The sequence below is a fragment of the uncultured Streptococcus sp. genome (genome assembly GCF_902463925.1).
GTDB lineage: Bacteria > Bacillota > Bacilli > Lactobacillales > Streptococcaceae > Streptococcus.
On sequence record NZ_CABQHE010000006.1, the window covers coordinates 53,838 to 72,459 of the forward strand.

The 18,622-nt window shown below is 39.8% G+C and carries 32 protein-coding genes; all 32 read right to left on the reverse strand.

The window, feature by feature from the left end; translation table 11 throughout:
• Positions 1-40: 40 nt before the first annotated feature.
• The 32 genes from rpsK to RDY04_RS05795 all read right to left on the reverse strand — a co-directional run bounded on the left by rpsK (position 41) and on the right by RDY04_RS05795 (position 18,597).
• Positions 41-424 (reverse strand): 30S ribosomal protein S11, encoded by a 384-nt coding sequence (gene rpsK, locus RDY04_RS05640; protein WP_002887520.1) that lies wholly within the window; start codon positions 422-424, stop codon positions 41-43.
• 26 nt (positions 425-450) lie between these two features.
• The gene (gene rpsM, locus RDY04_RS05645) at positions 451-816 is read right to left on the reverse strand and encodes a 30S ribosomal protein S13 (RefSeq protein WP_002885820.1); all 366 of its coding nucleotides are present in this window, start codon (positions 814-816) and stop codon (positions 451-453) included.
• Between the two features lie 17 nt (positions 817-833).
• Complete coding sequence (gene rpmJ, locus RDY04_RS05650; RefSeq protein WP_000868345.1) at positions 834-950, reverse strand: 50S ribosomal protein L36; 117 nt, start codon at positions 948-950, stop codon at positions 834-836.
• 25 nt (positions 951-975) lie between these two features.
• Positions 976-1,194 carry a translation initiation factor IF-1 gene (infA, locus tag RDY04_RS05655; protein ID WP_001040189.1) on the reverse strand — a complete coding sequence of 73 codons (219 nt, stop codon included), beginning with the start codon at positions 1,192-1,194 and terminating at the stop codon, positions 976-978.
• Between the two features lie 117 nt (positions 1,195-1,311).
• On the reverse strand, positions 1,312-1,968 hold the full coding sequence (locus RDY04_RS05660; RefSeq protein WP_002885632.1) for an adenylate kinase: 657 nt from the start codon (positions 1,966-1,968) through the stop codon (positions 1,312-1,314).
• A gap of 131 nt (positions 1,969-2,099) precedes the next feature.
• Positions 2,100-3,395, reverse strand: a complete 1,296-nt coding sequence (gene secY / locus RDY04_RS05665; protein WP_295493208.1) for a preprotein translocase subunit SecY — start codon at positions 3,393-3,395, stop codon at positions 2,100-2,102.
• 16 nt (positions 3,396-3,411) lie between these two features.
• Positions 3,412-3,852 carry a 50S ribosomal protein L15 gene (rplO, locus tag RDY04_RS05670; protein WP_303952370.1) on the reverse strand — a complete coding sequence of 147 codons (441 nt, stop codon included), beginning with the start codon at positions 3,850-3,852 and terminating at the stop codon, positions 3,412-3,414.
• Between the two features lie 127 nt (positions 3,853-3,979).
• Positions 3,980-4,162 carry a 50S ribosomal protein L30 gene (gene rpmD / locus RDY04_RS05675; RefSeq protein WP_002885773.1) on the reverse strand — a complete coding sequence of 61 codons (183 nt, stop codon included), beginning with the start codon at positions 4,160-4,162 and terminating at the stop codon, positions 3,980-3,982.
• A 14-nt stretch (positions 4,163-4,176) separates the two neighbouring features.
• Complete coding sequence (gene rpsE / locus RDY04_RS05680) at positions 4,177-4,671, reverse strand: 30S ribosomal protein S5 (RefSeq protein ID WP_002885626.1); 495 nt, start codon at positions 4,669-4,671, stop codon at positions 4,177-4,179.
• 18 nt (positions 4,672-4,689) lie between these two features.
• A complete protein-coding gene (gene rplR, locus RDY04_RS05685; protein ID WP_002885810.1) occupies positions 4,690-5,046 on the reverse strand; it encodes a 50S ribosomal protein L18 in 357 nt (118 codons plus the stop codon).
• An 89-nt stretch (positions 5,047-5,135) separates the two neighbouring features.
• Positions 5,136-5,672, reverse strand: coding sequence for a 50S ribosomal protein L6 (gene rplF, locus RDY04_RS05690; protein ID WP_002887056.1), 537 nt, complete (start codon positions 5,670-5,672; stop codon positions 5,136-5,138).
• Between the two features lie 126 nt (positions 5,673-5,798).
• Positions 5,799-6,197: a 30S ribosomal protein S8 gene (gene rpsH, locus RDY04_RS05695; RefSeq protein WP_002885642.1), complete on the reverse strand. Its 399-nt coding sequence runs from the start codon at positions 6,195-6,197 to the stop codon at positions 5,799-5,801.
• Between the two features lie 122 nt (positions 6,198-6,319).
• Positions 6,320-6,505 (reverse strand): type Z 30S ribosomal protein S14, encoded by a 186-nt coding sequence (locus RDY04_RS05700; RefSeq protein WP_001085699.1) that lies wholly within the window; start codon positions 6,503-6,505, stop codon positions 6,320-6,322.
• 17 nt (positions 6,506-6,522) lie between these two features.
• Complete coding sequence (gene rplE, locus RDY04_RS05705) at positions 6,523-7,065, reverse strand: 50S ribosomal protein L5 (RefSeq protein WP_002887058.1); 543 nt, start codon at positions 7,063-7,065, stop codon at positions 6,523-6,525.
• Positions 7,066-7,091: 26 nt separating this feature from the next.
• Positions 7,092-7,397: a 50S ribosomal protein L24 gene (rplX, locus tag RDY04_RS05710; protein ID WP_002946158.1), complete on the reverse strand. Its 306-nt coding sequence runs from the start codon at positions 7,395-7,397 to the stop codon at positions 7,092-7,094.
• An 80-nt stretch (positions 7,398-7,477) separates the two neighbouring features.
• Positions 7,478-7,846, reverse strand: a complete 369-nt coding sequence (gene rplN, locus RDY04_RS05715; RefSeq protein ID WP_002885711.1) for a 50S ribosomal protein L14 — start codon at positions 7,844-7,846, stop codon at positions 7,478-7,480.
• A gap of 24 nt (positions 7,847-7,870) precedes the next feature.
• The gene (rpsQ, locus tag RDY04_RS05720) at positions 7,871-8,131 is read right to left on the reverse strand and encodes a 30S ribosomal protein S17 (protein WP_002885836.1); all 261 of its coding nucleotides are present in this window, start codon (positions 8,129-8,131) and stop codon (positions 7,871-7,873) included.
• A 27-nt stretch (positions 8,132-8,158) separates the two neighbouring features.
• Positions 8,159-8,365 carry a 50S ribosomal protein L29 gene (gene rpmC / locus RDY04_RS05725; RefSeq protein ID WP_002885754.1) on the reverse strand — a complete coding sequence of 69 codons (207 nt, stop codon included), beginning with the start codon at positions 8,363-8,365 and terminating at the stop codon, positions 8,159-8,161.
• 9 nt (positions 8,366-8,374) lie between these two features.
• Positions 8,375-8,788, reverse strand: a complete 414-nt coding sequence (gene rplP / locus RDY04_RS05730) for a 50S ribosomal protein L16 (protein ID WP_000960950.1) — start codon at positions 8,786-8,788, stop codon at positions 8,375-8,377.
• A gap of 3 nt (positions 8,789-8,791) precedes the next feature.
• Positions 8,792-9,445, reverse strand: a complete 654-nt coding sequence (gene rpsC / locus RDY04_RS05735; protein WP_002885727.1) for a 30S ribosomal protein S3 — start codon at positions 9,443-9,445, stop codon at positions 8,792-8,794.
• A gap of 12 nt (positions 9,446-9,457) precedes the next feature.
• Positions 9,458-9,802, reverse strand: a complete 345-nt coding sequence (gene rplV / locus RDY04_RS05740; RefSeq protein WP_002887063.1) for a 50S ribosomal protein L22 — start codon at positions 9,800-9,802, stop codon at positions 9,458-9,460.
• A gap of 15 nt (positions 9,803-9,817) precedes the next feature.
• A complete protein-coding gene (gene rpsS / locus RDY04_RS05745; RefSeq protein ID WP_000533765.1) occupies positions 9,818-10,096 on the reverse strand; it encodes a 30S ribosomal protein S19 in 279 nt (92 codons plus the stop codon).
• Between the two features lie 93 nt (positions 10,097-10,189).
• A complete protein-coding gene (gene rplB, locus RDY04_RS05750) occupies positions 10,190-11,023 on the reverse strand; it encodes a 50S ribosomal protein L2 (RefSeq protein ID WP_064519327.1) in 834 nt (277 codons plus the stop codon).
• A 17-nt stretch (positions 11,024-11,040) separates the two neighbouring features.
• Positions 11,041-11,337: a 50S ribosomal protein L23 gene (locus RDY04_RS05755; RefSeq protein ID WP_002887066.1), complete on the reverse strand. Its 297-nt coding sequence runs from the start codon at positions 11,335-11,337 to the stop codon at positions 11,041-11,043.
• Positions 11,337-11,960 (reverse strand): 50S ribosomal protein L4, encoded by a 624-nt coding sequence (gene rplD / locus RDY04_RS05760; protein ID WP_002885795.1) that lies wholly within the window; start codon positions 11,958-11,960, stop codon positions 11,337-11,339. Before rplD ends, RDY04_RS05755 begins: the two co-directional genes overlap by 1 nt.
• 24 nt (positions 11,961-11,984) lie before the next feature.
• A complete protein-coding gene (gene rplC, locus RDY04_RS05765) occupies positions 11,985-12,611 on the reverse strand; it encodes a 50S ribosomal protein L3 (protein ID WP_002885755.1) in 627 nt (208 codons plus the stop codon).
• A 113-nt stretch (positions 12,612-12,724) separates the two neighbouring features.
• Positions 12,725-13,033, reverse strand: a complete 309-nt coding sequence (rpsJ, locus tag RDY04_RS05770; protein WP_002885653.1) for a 30S ribosomal protein S10 — start codon at positions 13,031-13,033, stop codon at positions 12,725-12,727.
• 243 nt (positions 13,034-13,276) lie between these two features.
• Positions 13,277-14,278 (reverse strand): Holliday junction branch migration DNA helicase RuvB, encoded by a 1,002-nt coding sequence (gene ruvB, locus RDY04_RS05775; protein WP_003091891.1) that lies wholly within the window; start codon positions 14,276-14,278, stop codon positions 13,277-13,279.
• A gap of 90 nt (positions 14,279-14,368) precedes the next feature.
• Positions 14,369-16,192: an acyltransferase family protein gene (locus RDY04_RS05780; RefSeq protein WP_303952385.1), complete on the reverse strand. Its 1,824-nt coding sequence runs from the start codon at positions 16,190-16,192 to the stop codon at positions 14,369-14,371.
• On the reverse strand, positions 16,189-16,593 hold the full coding sequence (locus RDY04_RS05785; RefSeq protein ID WP_303952388.1) for a hypothetical protein: 405 nt from the start codon (positions 16,591-16,593) through the stop codon (positions 16,189-16,191). Before RDY04_RS05785 ends, RDY04_RS05780 begins: the two co-directional genes overlap by 4 nt.
• Positions 16,590-17,024, reverse strand: coding sequence for a low molecular weight protein-tyrosine-phosphatase (locus RDY04_RS05790; protein ID WP_037621236.1), 435 nt, complete (start codon positions 17,022-17,024; stop codon positions 16,590-16,592). Before RDY04_RS05790 ends, RDY04_RS05785 begins: the two co-directional genes overlap by 4 nt.
• A 280-nt stretch (positions 17,025-17,304) precedes the next feature.
• Positions 17,305-18,597, reverse strand: coding sequence for an adenylosuccinate synthase (locus tag RDY04_RS05795; protein ID WP_303952391.1), 1,293 nt, complete (start codon positions 18,595-18,597; stop codon positions 17,305-17,307).
• Between the last annotated feature and the right edge of the window lie 25 nt (positions 18,598-18,622).

Sequence of the window (18,622 nt, forward strand, 5' to 3'; positions counted from 1 at the left end):
CTCCCTCGAAACGAATCTTGTGTACTATTGTTATTAAAAATTACACACGACGACGTTTTGGAGGACGAGCACCATTATGTGGTACAGGAGTTACATCACGGATTGCTGTTACTTCTAGACCAGCAGCAGCAAGAGCACGGATAGCAGACTCACGACCTGAACCAGGACCCTTAACAGTTACTTCAACTGTCTTAAGACCGTGTTCTTGTGCAGATTTAGCAGCAGCTTCAGAAGCCATTTGAGCAGCAAATGGTGTAGATTTACGAGAACCTTTGAAACCAAGAGCACCAGCTGATGACCAAGCTACAGCATTACCATGCACATCTGTAATCATAACAATAGTGTTATTGAAAGTAGCGTGAATGTGAGCAATACCAGATTCGATATTCTTTTTCACACGACGTTTACGTGTTGGTTTAGCCAATGTTTTTACCTCCTATTTTATTTTAATTATTTTTTCTTACCTGCAATCGCAACAGCTTTACCTTTACGAGTGCGGGCATTGTTTTTAGTGTTTTGACCACGGACAGGAAGTCCACGACGGTGACGGATACCACGGTATGAACCGATTTCCATCAAACGTTTGATGTTAAGGTTAACTTCACGACGAAGGTCACCTTCAACTTTGATTGCATCCACTTCGCGACGGATAGCGTCTTCTTGATCATTTGTCAAATCTTTAACGCGGATGTCTTCAGAAACGCCTGCAGCAGCCAAGATTTTCTTAGATGTTGCAAGTCCGATACCGTATACGTAAGTAAGTGAAATTACTACACGTTTATCGTTTGGAATGTCAACTCCAGCAATACGAGCCATGATTTCTCCTTTCTATATTATCCTTGACGTTGTTTGTGTTTTGGATTTGTTGGACAAATTACCATAACACGACCGTTACGACGAATAACTTTACAGTATTCGCAAATTGGTTTAACCGATGGTCTTACCTTCATGTTTTAATCCCTCCAATTATTTCGATTATTTAAAGCGGTATGTGATGCGTCCACGTGTCAAATCATAAGGACTCATTTCAACAGTCACACGGTCACCGACCAAAATACGAATGTAGTTTTTACGGATTTTACCAGAAACTGTCGCCAAAATTTGGTGTCCATTTTCCAATTCAACAGTAAACATAGCATTAGGCATAGTTTCGACAACTTTACCTTCAATTTCAATCACGTCTTCTTTTGCCACGCAAAAGTCCCCCCTAAAATTTCGATTTGATTTCCTCTAAGCACAGAGGTAACAATTATAAGCCAGACTAAAGTATTATAACATGCTTAAGTCTGATACGCAAGTAAGATTATATAATTATTTAATTGCTGCAATCGCTTTTTTAACATCAGCAAATACATCATCGATATCTTGGTTACCTTGAATATCTGATACAAGACCAAGCTCACGATAATGTGCAATAATTGGCTCACCTTGAGCAATGTTTACGTCAAGACGACGTTTAACAGTTTCAGGTTTATCATCTTCACGTTGGAAGAATTCATGTTCGCCACAAACATCACATGTCCCTTCAACCTTAGTTGGGTTGAATACTTTATGGTAAGTTGCACCACATGAGCGACAAATAAAACGACCTGAAAGACGTTCAACTAAGCTCTCTGGATTAACTTCAATATTGATTACACCGTCAAGTTTAATACCAAGTGCTTTCAATGTTTCATCCAATGCATGAGCTTGCTCAATAGTACGTGGATAACCATCAAGCAAGAAACCTTTTTCAGCAATATCAGATTCAGCCAAACGCTCTTTAACGATTCCGTTTGTCACTTCATCTGGTACCAATTCACCTTTATCGATGAATGATTTTGCCAAAGTTCCCATTTCTGTTTGGTTAGCCATAGCAGCACGGAACATATCGCCAGTTGAGATGTGAGCTACACCAAATTCTTCAACAATTTTTGCAGCTTGAGTCCCTTTACCAGCACCTGGTAGACCCATAATTAAAAGATTCATCTTACGAACTCCTTATTTTTGTTTTCAAATAACTCTATCAACGTTTTAAAACATTGGTAGAGTTATCAAAAAACAAAAGAGAAGGGACAGAAAGTAACCTTTCTTTCCCTCTCAATTGTTCATGAGAAGACTTAGTCTTCAAGATTCATAAATCCAACGTACTGACGTTTCAATAGGTAACCTTCAAGTTGTTTCATACCTTCGATACCAGTTGAAATCAAGATCAAGAGAGATGTACCACCAAGCGCGATTGAGCTTGTAAGGTGCATAAACTGTTGAGCCGCAATAGGAGCCAATGAAATAAACGCGAGAAATACAGCCCCGATTGTTGCCAATCTCTTAAGCAATGAAGACATGTACTTTTCAGTCTCACGACCTGGACGAACACTAGGAATGTAAGACCCATTCTTTTGAAGATTTTCAGCAGTTTTTTCAGGATTTACTTGGACAAATGTGTAGAAGAATGAGAACAAGATAATTAATATCGCGTAAGTAATCATTCCACTAGGTGTATTATACGAGAGTAGTCCTTGTAAGTGTGATAACCATGTAACCTTCGATAAGAATGGAAGAATAGTACTAGGAATTGTTGTAATCGAGCTAGCAAAGATAACGGGAATAACACCAGCCGGATTAACTTTCAATGGAAGGTAAGAACTCGTTGGAGCCCCTTGAACTAATTTAGTATATTGAATTGGAATTTGATATTCTGCCTGTTGAACAAATGTCGTAAAGAAGACAATCGCCAAACCTACCACAATTAGCAAAGCAACTATGATATATGAACGAGTCAATTCTCCTGAACGAACGTTGACAAAGAAATCCTCGTAAATTGTTGAGAACATTTTTGGAATAGAAGCAATGATCCCTGAAAAGATAATCATTGACACACCATTACCAAAACCTTTATCTGTGATTTGTTCACCCAGCCATGTCACAATTATGCTACCAGCAGTTAGAATTGTCCCAATCAATAAGTAGGTTGAAACACTTGGTGTTTTAACCAATGAAATTGATGAGAGAGTATTAAAACTTGCTGTAATACCAATCGATTGAACAAAGGCTAAAACAAGAGTGATGTAGCGAGTCGCTTGGTTCAATTTACGACGACCAACTTCCCCTTGTTTGCCCCACTCTACAAATTTTGGATAAATATCCATCTGCAAAAGTTGGACAATGATTGATGCTGTAATGTAAGGACTAACCCCCATCGAGAAGATAGAGAAGTTATTCATGGCATTACCAGACACCAAGTTAAGCATGTTCAAGAAAGGTAAATCACTTAATTGTTTCAAACTTTCCGCATTGATACCAGGAACTGTTACATGAGTCCCTACACGAAAAACGAAAATAATGAAGATTGTAAATAAAATCTTATTACGAACGTTTTTGACTTTCAATGCGTCTTTTAATAGTTTAAAGAACATAATGAGTTACCCCTCATTAGATGACTTCGATTGAACCACCTTTAGCAGTGATAGCTGCTTCAGCAGATTTTGAGAATTTAGCTGCTTTAACAGTCAATTTCTTAGTCAATTCGCCGTTACCAAGAACTTTAACGCCTGATTTTTCAGCACGAACGATTCCAGCTTCTTTAAGAACTGCTGGAGTTACTTCTGTACCATCTTCAAAGACGTTCAATTGATCAAGGTTTACAAGTGCGTATTCTTTAGCGTTGATGTTAGTGAATCCACGTTTTGGAAGACGACGGAACAATGGAGTTTGTCCACCTTCAAATCCTGGACGTACGCTACCACCGCTACGAGCTTTTTGACCTTTTTGACCACGGCCTGAAGTTTTACCGTTACCAGATGAAGTACCACGACCCACACGGTTACGGACTTTACGAGAACCTTCAGCAGGTTTCAATTCATGAAGTTTCATTATTATTTTCTCCTCTTTTTGTAAAATGCTAGCGCCTCTAACCAAGTAAGGTAGCTTAATTAGAAACTCGCCTATACATGAAATTCAGTTTAAGTCGCAAGGGAACCCTCACGACTTAAATCAATTTTTATTTAACGTCTTCTACAGTTACCAAGTGAGATACTGCGTTGACCATACCACGGATAGCAGCGTTGTCTTCTTTAACAACTGAGCTATTCAATTTACCAAGTCCAAGAGCAACAACTGTTTTACGTTGTTCTGGTTTGCGTCCGATTGGAGACTTAGTCAAAGTAATTTTAATTTGAGCCATTGTTATCTCCTTTCTTATGCCAAGTCAGATACTGAGATGCCACGAAGAGCCGCAACTTCTTCAGCACGTTTAAGTTGTTTCAATCCTTCAACAGTCGCACGAACGATGTTGATTGGAGTGTTTGAACCAAGTGATTTAGATGTTACATCAGCAACACCAGCCAATTCGATGACGGCACGAACTGCACCACCAGCGGCAACACCAGCCCCTTCAACAGCTGGTTTCAACAATACTTTCGCTCCACCAAATTCTGAACGAACTTCGTGAGGAATAGTTGTACCAACCATAGGAACTTCGATAAGGTTTTTCTTAGCTGCTTCAACTGCTTTACGGATAGCTTCTGGAACCTCTTGAGATTTACCAGTACCAAATCCTACGCGACCATTACGGTCACCAACAACAACAAGAGCAGCAAAACGCATGTTGCGTCCACCTTTTACAACTTTAGTAACACGGTTGATAGCAACTACGCGTTCTTCAAGTTCTACTGCATTATCTTTAAATGCCATTATTAAGTGTCCTCCCTATTAGAATTTCAATCCGTTTTCACGAGCTGAGTCAGCCAAAGCTTTAACACGTCCGTGATAGAGATATCCACCGCGGTCAAACACCACTTCAGAAATACCTTTAGCTACTGCGCGTTCAGCAACAAGTTTACCGACAACAACGGCTTGTTCTGTTTTAGTTCCTTTAGAAACTTCTTTATCAAGAGTTGATGCACTTGCGAGCGTTACACCCGCTACGTCATCAATAACTTGAGCGTAGATGCCTGTATTAGAACGGAAAATGTTCAAACGTGGGCGATCAGCAGTTCCAGAGAGTTTTCCGCGAACGCGACGGTGGCGTTTTTGGCGGAGTTTGTTTTTATCTGGTTTCGAAATCACAATTTTCACCTCTTAATTATAATGCTTGCTCATGAGAGCTTTTGGTAAGTAGGCAATCCAAAAAGAATAGCCACAAGGATGAAATCCTATTATTTACCAGTTTTACCTTCTTTACGACGTACGTATTCACCAACGTAACGGATACCTTTACCTTTGTAAGGTTCTGGTGAACGAAGGCTACGGATGTAAGCAGCTGTTTGACCAACAACTTCTTTGTTAATACCACTTACAACGATTGAAGTTGCAGATGGTACTTCAAAAGTAATACCTTCTGGAGCTTCAACTTCGTCTTGGTGAGATTTACCAACTGAAAGAACAAGTTTTGTTCCTTGGAGTTGCGCACGGTATCCGACACCGCGCATTTCAAGTTCTTTTTTGAAACCTTCAGAAACACCAACAACCATGTTGTTCAAGTTTGCACGTGAAGTACCGTGGATTGTTTTGTTTTCTTTTGAGTCGTTTGGACGGTGAAGTGTAACTTCGTTGCCTTCAACTTTGATTTCAATGTTTTTGTTAAACTCACGAGTGAGTTCGCCTTTAGGTCCTTTAACAGTAACAACGTTATCGTTGTTTGTTACTTCGACACCAGCAGGCAAAGTAATAACTTTATTACCAATACGTGACATAGTATTTAATTCTCCTGTTAGATTATCAAGCCACAGAGTGACTAGTTTTCACGGGGATGAGTTTCATCGAATATAATTAACGAAACTCGCACAAATCATTTGAGATAAGTGCTTAGTATCAGCTTCTTACCAAACGTAAGCGATAACTTCTCCACCAACGTTCTTTTGACGAGCTTCTTTGTCAGTCAAAAGACCTTCTGAAGTAGAGATGATCGCGATTCCAAGTCCGTTAAGAACTTTAGGAACATCTTCACGTTTAGAATAAACACGAAGACCTGGTTTTGAGATACGTTTCAAGTTAGTGATAACACGTTCACCGTTTTGTCCGTATTTCAAAAATACGCGAATGATACCTTGTTTGTCATCTTCGATAACTTCAACGTTTTTTACGAAACCTTCACGTTTAAGGATTTCAGCGATACCTTTTTTAATGTTTGATGCAGGTACTTCAAGTACTTCGTGTTTAGCTTGGTTAGCGTTACGAATACGTGTCAAGAAATCTGCAATTGGGTCAGTCATAACCATTTTATATTTTCTCCTCTTACTAGTAGTTTGAATAATTCACTTGCTAGTTAATGATTGAGCTAGGCTCAGATTGTGTTAAATACATTCAAATTAGGTGAAACTAACTTAAATGTACCATGTTTTTACCAAGAAGCTTTGGTAACACCTGGAATTTGACCTTTGTAAGCCAATTCACGGAAGCAAACACGGCAAAGTTTAAATTTGCGATAAACTGAGTGTGGACGTCCACAACGTTCGCAACGAGTGTAAGCTTGCGTAGAGAACTTCGCAGGGCGTTTGTTCTTAGCAATCATTGATTTTTTAGCCAATTTATTTACCTCCTAGATTATTTTGCAAAAGGCATTCCAAGGCCTTTAAGCAATTCACGACCTTCTTCGTCAGTGTTAGCAGTAGTTACGATAACGATATCCATACCACGTACTTTATCAACATCGTCGAAGTTGATTTCTGGGAAGATAAGTTGTTCTTTAACACCAAGTGTGTAGTTACCACGTCCATCAAATGATTTAGTTGGAACACCATGGAAGTCACGAACACGTGGAAGTGATACTGATACCAATTTATCCAAGAATTCGTACATGCGTTCACCACGAAGGGTAACTTTAGCACCGATCGCTACACCTTCACGAAGACGGAAGCCAGCGATTGATTTCTTAGCTTTAGTAATCAATGGTTTTTGACCTGAAATAAGTGCCAGCTCAGCAGCAGCTTTTTCAAGAGTTTTAGCGTTGTTTACAGCTTCACCAACACCCATGTTGATAACGATTTTATCAACTTTTGGCACAGCCATAACTGAAGAATAGTTAAATTTTTCAGTCAAAGCTGGAATTACTTCGTTAGTGTATTTTTCTTTAAGACGGTTAGCCATTTAATACTTTCTCCTTTCCTTCGTGATTAGTCAAGCACTTCGCCTGATTTTTTGTTGTAACGAACTTTTTTGCCGTCAACAACTTTGTAACCTACACGTCCAGCTACACCGTTCTTGTCAAGAACTTGAACGTTTGAAGCATGGATTGGTGCTTCTTTTTCCACGATAGCACCTTGAGGGTTTTCAGTTGATGGTTTTTGGTGTTTTTTGATGATTGCAACACCTTCAACAACAACTTTGTTTACTTTTGGAAGAGCTTTAAGAACTACTGCTTCAGTTCCTTTGTCTTTACCAGCAATAACGCGAACTTTATCGCCTTTTTTTACAAACATTTGAGTATTTCTCCTATTATTTCTTACGCCCTAATGGGCACCCTGAATATATCAGGGGACTAAGTTTGTGTTAATTCAGATTAAAGTACTTCTGGCGCCAAAGATACGATACGCATGTATCCACCTTCACGCAATTCACGTGCAACAGGGCCAAAGATACGAGTTCCACGAGGAGTTTTGTCATCGCGGATGATTACTGCAGCGTTGTCATCAAACTTGATGTATGAACCGTCTGGACGGCGAGCACCAGTTTTTGTACGAACGATAACAGCTTTAACAACATCACCTTTTTTAACAGCTCCACCTGGTGTAGCTTGTTTAACAGTTGCAACGATTACGTCGCCGATGTTAGCGAATTTACGTCCTGAACCACCAAGAACTTTGATAGTCAAGATTTCACGAGCACCGCTATTATCAGCAACTTTTAAGCGACTTTCTTGTTGAATCATTTCAATTGTCTCCTTTTAGTTTTATTAGATAATAACAGCTTCTTCCACAACTTCTACAAGACGGAAGCGTTTTGTAGCTGAAAGCGGGCGAGTTTCCATGATACGAACGATATCGCCTTCTTTAGCAACGTTGTTTTCATCATGTGCTTTGTATTTTTTAGAATAGTTGATACGTTTACCATAGACTGGGTGGTTACGTTTAGTTTCAACTACAACTGTGATTGTTTTATCCATCTTATCAGATACTACGCGTCCAACAAGGGTTTTACGTTGATTACGTTCCATTATTAGAAATGCTCCTTTCCCAATCTATTATTTGATTTCAGATTGCACAGTTTTAACACGTGCAATTTGTTTTTTCACTTCGTTCAAACGGGCAGTTTGATCAAGTTGACCTGCTGCAGCTTGGAAACGAAGGTCGAAAAGTTCTTTCTTAAGTTCGTTTTCTTTTTTAGCAAGCTCTTCTTGAGACAAGCCACGAAGCTCAGCAACAAACTTTTTGATTTCTTCAAGTTTCATGTCTTCTCCTTATTCTGCTTCACGTTTCACGAATTTACATTTAACTGGCAATTTGTGGCTAGCAAGACGAAGTGCTTCACGTGCAACTTCTTCAGAAACACCTGCGATTTCGAACATTACTTTACCACGTTTAACTGGTGCTACCCAACCTTCAGGTGCCCCTTTACCAGAACCCATACGTACACCGATAGCTTTAGCAGTGTATGATTTGTGTGGGAAGATCTTGATCCAAACCTTACCACCACGTTTCATGTAACGAGTCATGGCAATACGAGCAGCCTCGATTTGACGGTTTGTGATCCAGTGGCTAGTTGTAGCTTGAAGACCATATTCACCGAATGATACTTCTTTACCACCTTTAGCCTCACCGCGCATTTTTCCACGGAATTCACGACGGTGTTTAACACGTTTAGGTACTAACATTTGTTATTTGCCTCCTTTAGTGTTTTTACGAGCTGGAAGAACTTCTCCACGGTAGATCCAAACTTTAACACCGAGTTTACCGTAAGTTGTGTCAGCTTCTTCCCAAGCGTAATCGATATCAGCGCGAAGTGTGTGAAGTGGAACTGTACCTTCAGAGTATCCTTCTGCACGGGCGATATCTGCACCGTTCAAACGACCTGATACTTGAGTTTTGATTCCTTTAGCTCCAGCACGCATTGCACGTTGGATAGCTTGTTTTTGTGCACGACGGAAAGCAACACGTTGCTCAAGTTGACGAGCAATAGTTTCACCAACAAGGTGGGCGTCCAAATCAGGTTTTTTGATTTCAACGATGTTGATGTGAACTTGTTTTCCAGTCAATTTATTAAGTTGAGCGCGAAGAGCATCAACGTTTGATCCACCTTTACCGATAACCATACCTGGTTTAGCAGTGTGAAGTGAAACAATAACTTTGTTTACAGCACGTTCAATTTCAATAGTTGAAACTGAAGCGTCTGCAAGTTCTTTTTGAATGAATTTGCGGATTGCCAAATCTTCGTGAAGGTAATCTGCGTATTCTTTTTCAGCATACCATTTTGCATCCCAGTCACGGATGATCCCGACACGCATACCAATTGGATGTACTTTTTGACCCACGAGTTTACCTCCTTATTTTTCTGACACAACTACTGTTACGTGAGTTGTGCGTTTGTTGATTGGTGAAGCTGAACCTTTCGCACGTGGACGGAAACGTTTCATTGTTGGTCCTTCGTTTGCGAATGTTTCAGATACTACCAAGTTAGCTTTTTCCAAACCAAAGTTGTTTTCTGCATTAGCGATAGCAGAGTTAAGAGTTTTCTCAACAATGCGAGCTGCTTTGTTTGGAGTGAATTTCAAGATTGCGATTGCATCAGCAACGTTCTTACCACGGATAAGATCAAGAACAAGACGTGTTTTACGAGGTGAAACACGCACTGTACGAGCCATTGCTTTAGCTGAAGTAATTTCTGCCATTGTGTCCTCCTCCTATTAACGACGTGTTTTCTTATCGTCAGCTGCGTGACCTTTGTAAGTACGAGTTGGTGCAAATTCACCAAGTTTGTGACCTACCATGTCTTCTTGAATGTAAACAGGAACATGTTTACGTCCATCATAAACTGCGATAGTGTATCCGATGAAACTTGGGAAAATCGTTGAACGACGTGACCAAGTTTTAATTACTTTTTTCTTTTCGTCATTTGCTTGAGCTTCAACTTTTTTCATCAAATGCTCATCGACGAAAGGTCCTTTTTTAAGACTACGTCCCATTTTGTAGTTTTCTCCTTTAAATTGAATGTACCACAGCGGCTTGCACTAAGAAGTGCTACCGAGTTGGCGGATGTTATGTGCTAAGCGACTAAATTATTTTTCGTTACGACGACGAACGATAAGTTTGTCAGATTTAGCTTTCTTGTTACGAGTTTTAAGACCAAGCGCAGGTTTACCCCATGGAGTAGATGGCGCTTTACGTCCAACTGGTGCTTTACCTTCACCACCACCATGTGGGTGATCGTTAGGGTTCATTACAGAACCACGAACTGTTGGGCGAATACCTTTCCAGCGATTACGGCCGGCTTTACCAAGGTTGATAAGTGATTGTTGTTCGTTACCTACAGTACCGATAGTTGCACGACAAGTACCAAGAATCATACGAACTTCGCCTGATTGAAGACGAACAAGTACGTATTTACCTTCTTGACCCAAAACTTGAGCAGAAGCACCAGCGGCACGGATAAGTTCAGCACCTTTACCTGGTTGAAGCTCAATGTTGTGGATAACTGTACCAACTGGGATGTTTGCAAGTGGAAGAGCGTTACCAATCTTGATATCCGCATCTGGACCTGAAACGATACGTTGACCTACTTCAAGACCTTTAGGTGCGATGATGTAAGCTTTAACCCCGTCAGTGTAGTGTACAAGAGCAATGTTTGCAGTACGGTTTGGATCATACTCAATTGTTTTAACAACTGCTTCAACGCCATCTTTGTTACGTTTGAAGTCAATCAAACGGTAGTGACGTTTGTGTCCGCCACCTTGGTGACGTACAGTGATACGACCGTTGTTGTTACGACCAGCTTTGTTCTTAAGAGAAACAAGCAATGATTTTTCAGGAGTGCTTGTAGTGATTTCTGCGAAATCCAAAGAAGTCATGTTACGACGGCCATTTGTCGTTGGTTTATAAACTTTAATACCCACGTTAATTTCTCCTTTGATTATTCAGCTTCAGCTGCAAACAACTCGATTGCTTTAGAATCAGCTGTAAGAGTGATGATAGCTTTTTTAGTTTTTGAAGTGAAACCAGTGTAACGTCCAACACGTTTTTGTTTTGGTTTAACAGTTACAGTGTTCACGCTAGCAACTTTAACACCTTCAAATGCAGCTTCAACTGCTTGTTTGATCAAGAGTTTGTGTGCACGTGTATCAACTTCGAAAGTGTATTTTCCTGCTTCAAGAGCAATCATAGATTTCTCAGTGATAACAGGTTTTTTGATTACGTCATACAAATTCATTATGCAAGAACCTCCTCGATTGATGAGATAGCTTCTTTAGTAACAAGAAGTTTATCTGCGTTTACGATGTCAAGTACACTTGCAGTTGCAGGAGTTGCAACAGTTACGTTTGCAAGGTTACGTGCTGAAAGTTCAGCAAATTTGTTTCCTTCTTCAACGATAACAAGTACTTTAGAATCGATGCTAAGAGCTGAAAGAACGTTTGCGAATTCAGCAGTTTTTGGAGCTGCAAATGAAAGAGCTTCAACTGCTACAAATTTATCTTCTGCAACTTTAGCTGAGTAAACAGATTTCAATGCAAGGCGACGAACTTTTTGTGGAAGTTTGTATCCGTAAGAACGTGGAGTTGGTCCGAAGACAACACCACCACCACGCCATTGTGGTGAGCGGATAGAACCTTGACGAGCACGTCCAGTTCCTTTTTGACGCCATGGTTTACGTCCACCACCTGATACTGCTGAACGGTTTTTAACCGCGTGAGTACCTTGGCGAAGGCTAGCACGTTGGCTGATTACGACATCAAATACTACTGATTCGTTTGGTTCGATACCGAAGATAGCGTCGTTAAGTTCAACTGTACTAACTTCTTTACCAGTTTGGTCAAATAGTTTTACGTTTGCCATTTTTAACTGATTTCTCCTTTCTTATTATTTAGCAGCTTTAACTGCTGATTTGATAGTGATAAGAGATTTCTTAGCACCTGGTACGTTACCTTTGATAAGGATAACGTTTTTCTCTGGGATAACTTGTACAACTTCAAGGTTTTGAATTGTCACACGGTTGCCACCCATACGTCCTGCCAAGTGTTTGTTTTTGAAAACACGGTTAGGCGCAACAGGTCCCATTGAACCTGGACGACGGTGGTAACGAGAACCGTGAGCCATAGGTCCGCGTGATTGACCGTGGCGTTTGATAACACCTTGGAAACCTTTACCTTTTGAAGTACCAGTTACGTCAACAACATCTCCAGCTTCGAATGTGTCAACAGTGATTTCTGATCCAACTTCCAAGCCTTCAATGTTTTTGAATTCACGAATGAAGCGCTTAGGAGCTGTGTTAGCTTTCGCTACGTGGCCTTTGGCAGGTTTGTTGCTCAATACTTCGCGTTTGTCGTCAAAACCAACTTGAACTGCTTCGTAACCGTCTGTTTCAACAGTTTTAACTTGAAGCACAACGTTTGGAGTAGCTTCGATGACAGTAACAGGGATAAATTCACCTGCTTCAGTGAAGATTTGAGTCATTCCCACTTTTTTCCCTAAGATTCCTTTTGTCATGAGAAAATATTTCCTTTACTTTAATATATTTCAAAAAGTTTTTTATGAGCGTTTTTCATGCTCAAAAAAGTTTTTAACGAGCGTTTTTTATGCTCAATGAATCAATCTTTAAATTAAAGTTTGATTTCGACGTTCACACCACTTGGAAGATCAAGTTTCATCAAAGCGTCAACTGTTTTTTGAGTTGGGTTGATGATGTCGATAAGACGTTTGTGTGTACGCATTTCAAATTGTTCGCGAGAATCTTTATATTTGTGAGTCGCACGAATAATTGTGTAGAGACTACGTTCAGTTGGAAGTGGAACTGGTCCAGCAACTGTCGCACCAGTGCGAGTTGCAGTTTCTACGATTTTTTCAGCCGCTGTATCAAGCGTACGGTGTTCGTAAGCTTTCAAACGGATACGAATTTTTTTGTTTGCCATTTTTTCTCCTCTTTCGTCTATTTAAGATAATAGGCTAGCTCCTCAAGAAAACCAACACGGATTGCGTGGCAGTGCAACCAGGCGTGTCGCAACCTCTTGTATCATAGCTAAGCGCTGTATTTACAGCACCATAATATAATAACAAAAGAACCCACTCATTGCAAGGGGTTTTTAAAGTTTTTTTCCTTTTTCTTTATTTTCTTTTTTGAGTAAACAAAAAATCCACCTTAGATGGATTTTTTATCAACTTTCTTGAGTGTAGTCGTACCCCATGTGTTCATAGGCTTTAACCGTTGCGACACGTCCTGTTCGTGTACGCATAATGAAACCTTTTTGGATTAGATAAGGTTCATACATATCTTCTACTGTTTCTCGCTCTTCAGCGATATTAACTGATAAAGTACCTAAGCCAACGGGCCCTCCCCCATACATCTCAATCATAGTTCGGAGGATTTTTTGGTCAACGTAGTCTAACCCCTCATGATCTACATCAAGCATAGTCAATGCCTTATCTGCAATCTTATCGTCAATGATACCATCACCCATGATTTGAGCATAGTCTCGCACGCGCTTAAGTAGGCGGTTAGCAATACGTGGTGTTCCGCGACTACGACGTGCTAATTCCAACGCTGCCTCTGGTGTTATTGTCATTTCAAAGATTTCCGAAGTACGTTCTACAATCTCTGTCAAATCAGGTAACTCATAATATTCCATATGACCATTAATCCCAAAGCGAGCTCTCAAAGGATTTGACAACATACCTGCTCGTGTGGTCGCACCAACCAAAGTGAAGGGAGGCAGGTCTAGGTGAACACTACGACTTGTTTCACCTGCTCCAATCATAATATCGATATAGTAATCTTCCATAGCACTATAAAGAACTTCTTCCACTGCCATAGGCATACGATGGATCTCATCAATAAATAAGATGTCCCCCGGCTCCAAGTCATTAAGTATGGCAACTAAATCACCAGCCTTTTCAATTGCCGGCCCAGACGTTTGCTTCAAATTCACTCCCATCTCATTGGCTATTACAAACGCCATAGTCGTTTTACCCAAACCAGGTGGGCCAAACAAAAGGGTATGGTCTAGAGCCTCATCACGGAGTTTAGCTGCTTCTATAAAAATTTTTAATTGGTCCTTAACCTTATCTTGACCAATATATTCCTTAAAGTACTGAGGGCGAAGGGTACGTTCAACGTACTCTTCATCTCCTAGTAAGTCATTATCCAATATTCTTGCCATAGGCTTATTTTAGCACAAAACAAAAAACTGAGTCAAAATTTGTTCACAAAAAGAAAAGACAACCCTTGCCTTCTCTTTTTATTATTTGGATTATTTTTTACCACCTTTAACAGATTTCTTATCTGCTTTCGCGATAGCCTCTTTGATTGTATTAGTATATAATTTAGCACCACGGTTAATAGAGTCACTATCGGAACCAAAGTGAACCCCATCTGTACGATTCCAAATAGTAATATTTTCTTTAGCAATTTGATACCAATCAGCAACCGTCACAAAGTCATATTTCTTAGCCATCTCTAACTCATACTTACGTAACTGAACTAGAGATTCAGCTTCATTTCCAGACTTACTACCATTGTATGGTGTCACAAAGATAATGCGGTGACCCTTAGGTAAATTCTTGATAATTTTATTAATAACACCTTTGTAATCATCAATCTCATTAACACCACCAGCAATAACAACATCCTTGGCAAGAGCGTTACTATCCGCATAATCTTTAAGTAAGTCATTGATTGTTGATAGATTACGGCTGACTACTGCATCTATAGTGACATTATCAATACTTGATTCAATCTGATCTTTCGACCTAAGGGCAACAGAGTCCCCTAGAATTGTCACTCCTTTATTCACACCAAATGAAGTAGCCTGACTATTCTCCGCATTGGTACGCGTCAATTTCATCTTAGTTTGAGCTTGTGACAATCCGTTAGCTTCCAAGTCTTTCTCAAAGTCCCCAACAGCTGGTGCAAAGAGAGAAATGAGCACTGTAATTAAGGTGAGCCCACTGAAGACATAGAGCACAATATGTCGGTAAGGTGTCAAGTCCAAATCTATTCCAAAGATACTTGCCTTTCTTCCTGCAATAAATGGCTCTATTATATAGTAGGAAAGTGTCGCAAAAACAATTGACAAAATTGTTGTCAGTATGACTGCAATGATATTATTGGTTAATTGGCTAAAGATAATATATAGGGGCCAATGGAACAAATAGACGCTGTAGCTGATTTCCGCTAAATAACTAATAACAGCAGGCTCTGATTTACCAAGTAACTTCTCATGGAGAATACGTGCAGAGTAAATCATGACAGCCGTAAACAAACTAGCCAAAACAAACCCAAATAGATAGGTAATACGTTCTTCAAAATGAAGGACTAAGCCCAACAATAAGAGCAGAGCAAAGCTACCAACCATATAAAGGACTGCCTTTTTAAGTTCCCATAGGCGAACATTTTTCTTGAATCTAGCAGTCGTCTCATGTACACCTGAAAGCGTCGCAAATAGCGAACCTAAAAAGAAAGGATAAGCATGCGTAATTGAAGAAAAATACAAACGGGAAAAACCATCAACAAAGAAAGCACCAATAAACATTGAGAGGAAACTCACCGTAAAGCAAGCAAGAGATAGCATGAAAACTAGGCTTCTAAATTGATTTTGATGCTTAACACGCTTTGCTAGGAACCAAAGTAAGGCACCCCAGAGAATATAATAATGAACCTCAATAGCCAGACTCCATGTGTGGAGGTAGATATGCTGGTTAAACTGATTCTCATAATTCCCCCCAGTTAAAATTTCATAATAGTTAGTTACAAAACCGATAACAGAGGTGATCTGGCGCCCGATGCCTGCAATAAAATCATTTCGAACCAAGAGTGCTAAAGGGGTACATATAAGCACCATCAGTATAAGTGGTGGTACTATACGGTAAAAGCGTCGTCGCATAAAACCAAGATAATCAATGCGATGCGTCCTAGATACCTCATCAATCAAAAGTGCCGTGATTAGATAGCCTGAAAAGGTAAAGAAGACATCAACACCAATGAATCCCCCAGGAAGAATACTTGGGAAGAAATGATAGACAAGAACCAAAAAAAGCCCTGTCACACGAATATAAGAAAACCAGTTAATTCTCATCCTTTAAAAATCCCCTGTTTAAATTTTCCTTTGTAGATAGCCTTATTTTCAGTAGTCAATTTTCCTTGCCCATCTGCTTGACCAGACTTGAACTCACCTTCATAAGTCCAACCTTCGTGAGATTTAAAAGTTCCTTTACCATTAAAGGAACCATTTTTAAATCCACCCGTATAGGTATCACCATTATCATAAGTCAGAGTTCCTTGGCCGTTTAAACGATGGTTCTGCATCTGGCCTTTATAGGTAATTTTAGTCCCATCAATTTTAATAGAATGTTGCGTTTTTATAGTCACCAACAACAAGGACAGAGCGCATAAAATAATAATCCCTACCGTGATATGCTCAAATCGATTACGATCAATATTTTTGAAATCAAAATTCTTTAGCTGTTTAAAATTCATTGTCTATCCTTAATCCACTGTAACCAGTCTTGGCAACCTGCAGTTACCAAATTGTATGTTTCTTCAAAATCACCTGTGTACCATGGGTCCGGAACCCCGCCAGGTCTAAAGAGCTTAATTTTATCGTCATAACGACCCGCAGATACTTGTAGAAGATCCTCAACATTTGACTCATCCATCCCCAAAATCAAATCAAAGAATTCAAAATCTGACCGACTTATCTGTTGTGAACTTTTGGAAGAATCAAAAGAAACCGCATATTGCCTTAAAATCTTTTGGGTTCCTTGGTGAACTGGATTTCCATGTTCCCAAGAAGAAGTTGCACGACTTTCGATATGCAAAGACCCATCCTGGTCAAGCGCTTTCATTACAAACTCTGCCATAGGGCTTCGACAAATATTTCCCAGACAAACAAATACAACCTTATTCATTACTCACCTCTTACCCAAAGCTCTTAAGAAATCTGTTCACTTATTCTCTTTGTTACAATTGTGAACATACTCCTAAATTATGAAAGTAGGTTCTCGTTAATTTTCATTTAATCAAACCATATTATACCGAAAAACTAATTAAATAGAAAGACTTCTTTCCTAATACTATCGAAAAATTGGCACGCGTTTTTTCTAACAGTTATCAAGTCATATATGGCCTTATTCTGTTTACTGACTAAAGAAAAAAGAACCTAGTTTTCTAGATTCTTTGTCTTCATTATTAGATATTTGACCAAACACTCTCAAGAATGTTTGTTTGTTCACGTCCAGGTCCTACAGAGAAGGTAGAGATACGTACACCGACCAACTCACCAACACGACGAACATAATTACGGGCATTTTCAGGAAGCTCATCTAAACTACGGCAACCTGTGATATCTTCTTCCCAACCTGGCAATTCTTCATAGATTGGTTTACAGCGTTTCAATTGCTCAAGACTAGCTGGGTAGTAATCAATACGCTCACCATCAAGATCATAAGCGACACAAATTTTTACAGTGTCAAGACCTGAGAGAACATCGATACAGTTCAAGCTGAGGTTTGTGATACCTGATACACGACGGCTATGGCGCATCACCACTGAGTCAAACCATCCTACACGACGTGGACGTCCAGTTGTTGTTCCATATTCATGACCAACTTCACGGATACGTTCACCCACTTCATCAGACAACTCAGTTGGGAAAGGACCATCACCAACACGGCTCGTATAGGCCTTACATACACCCACAACCTTATTAATTTTAGAAGGTCCAACACCTGAACCAATTGTAACACCACCCGCAACTGGGTTTGATGACGTTACAAATGGGTAAGTACCTTGGTCAATATCAAGCATAACCCCTTGAGCTCCTTCAAAGAGGACACGTTTACCTGCATCAAGAGCGTCATTCAAGATAACAGATGTATCTGTGACGTATTGTTTAATTTGTTGTCCGTAAGCGTAGTATTCTTCGAAAATCTCATCGAATGATAACTCTTCTGACTCATACATCTTACTGAAAAGACGGTTTTTCTCAGCTAAGTTTGTTTTCAAACGATTAGCAAAGATTTCTTTGTCCAAAAGGTCTGCAATACGGATACCTACACGCGCAGCCTTATCCATATAGGCAGGACCAATACCTTTGTTAGTTGTACCAATCTTATTATCACCTTTAGCAGCTTCTTGCAGTTGATCAAGTTTAATGTGGTACGGCAAGATAACGTGCGCACGGTCAGAAATACGAAGGCTCTCTGTTGACACACCTTCGGCATGAAGATATTCCAACTCTTTGACAAGTGATTTAGGATTGACCACTACACCGTTCCCGATAACAGAGATTTTCTCTGGGAAGAAAATACCTGATGGAATCAAGTGCAATTTAAATTTCTTACCATCGATAACAATCGTGTGACCTGCATTGTCTCCACCTTGATAACGTGCGATCACTTCGGCATCTTGACTTAGGAAATCTGTAATTTTCCCTTTACCTTCATCACCCCACTGGGTACCCACAACAACTACTGATGTCATATTATTTTGATAACGGACAGCTCCA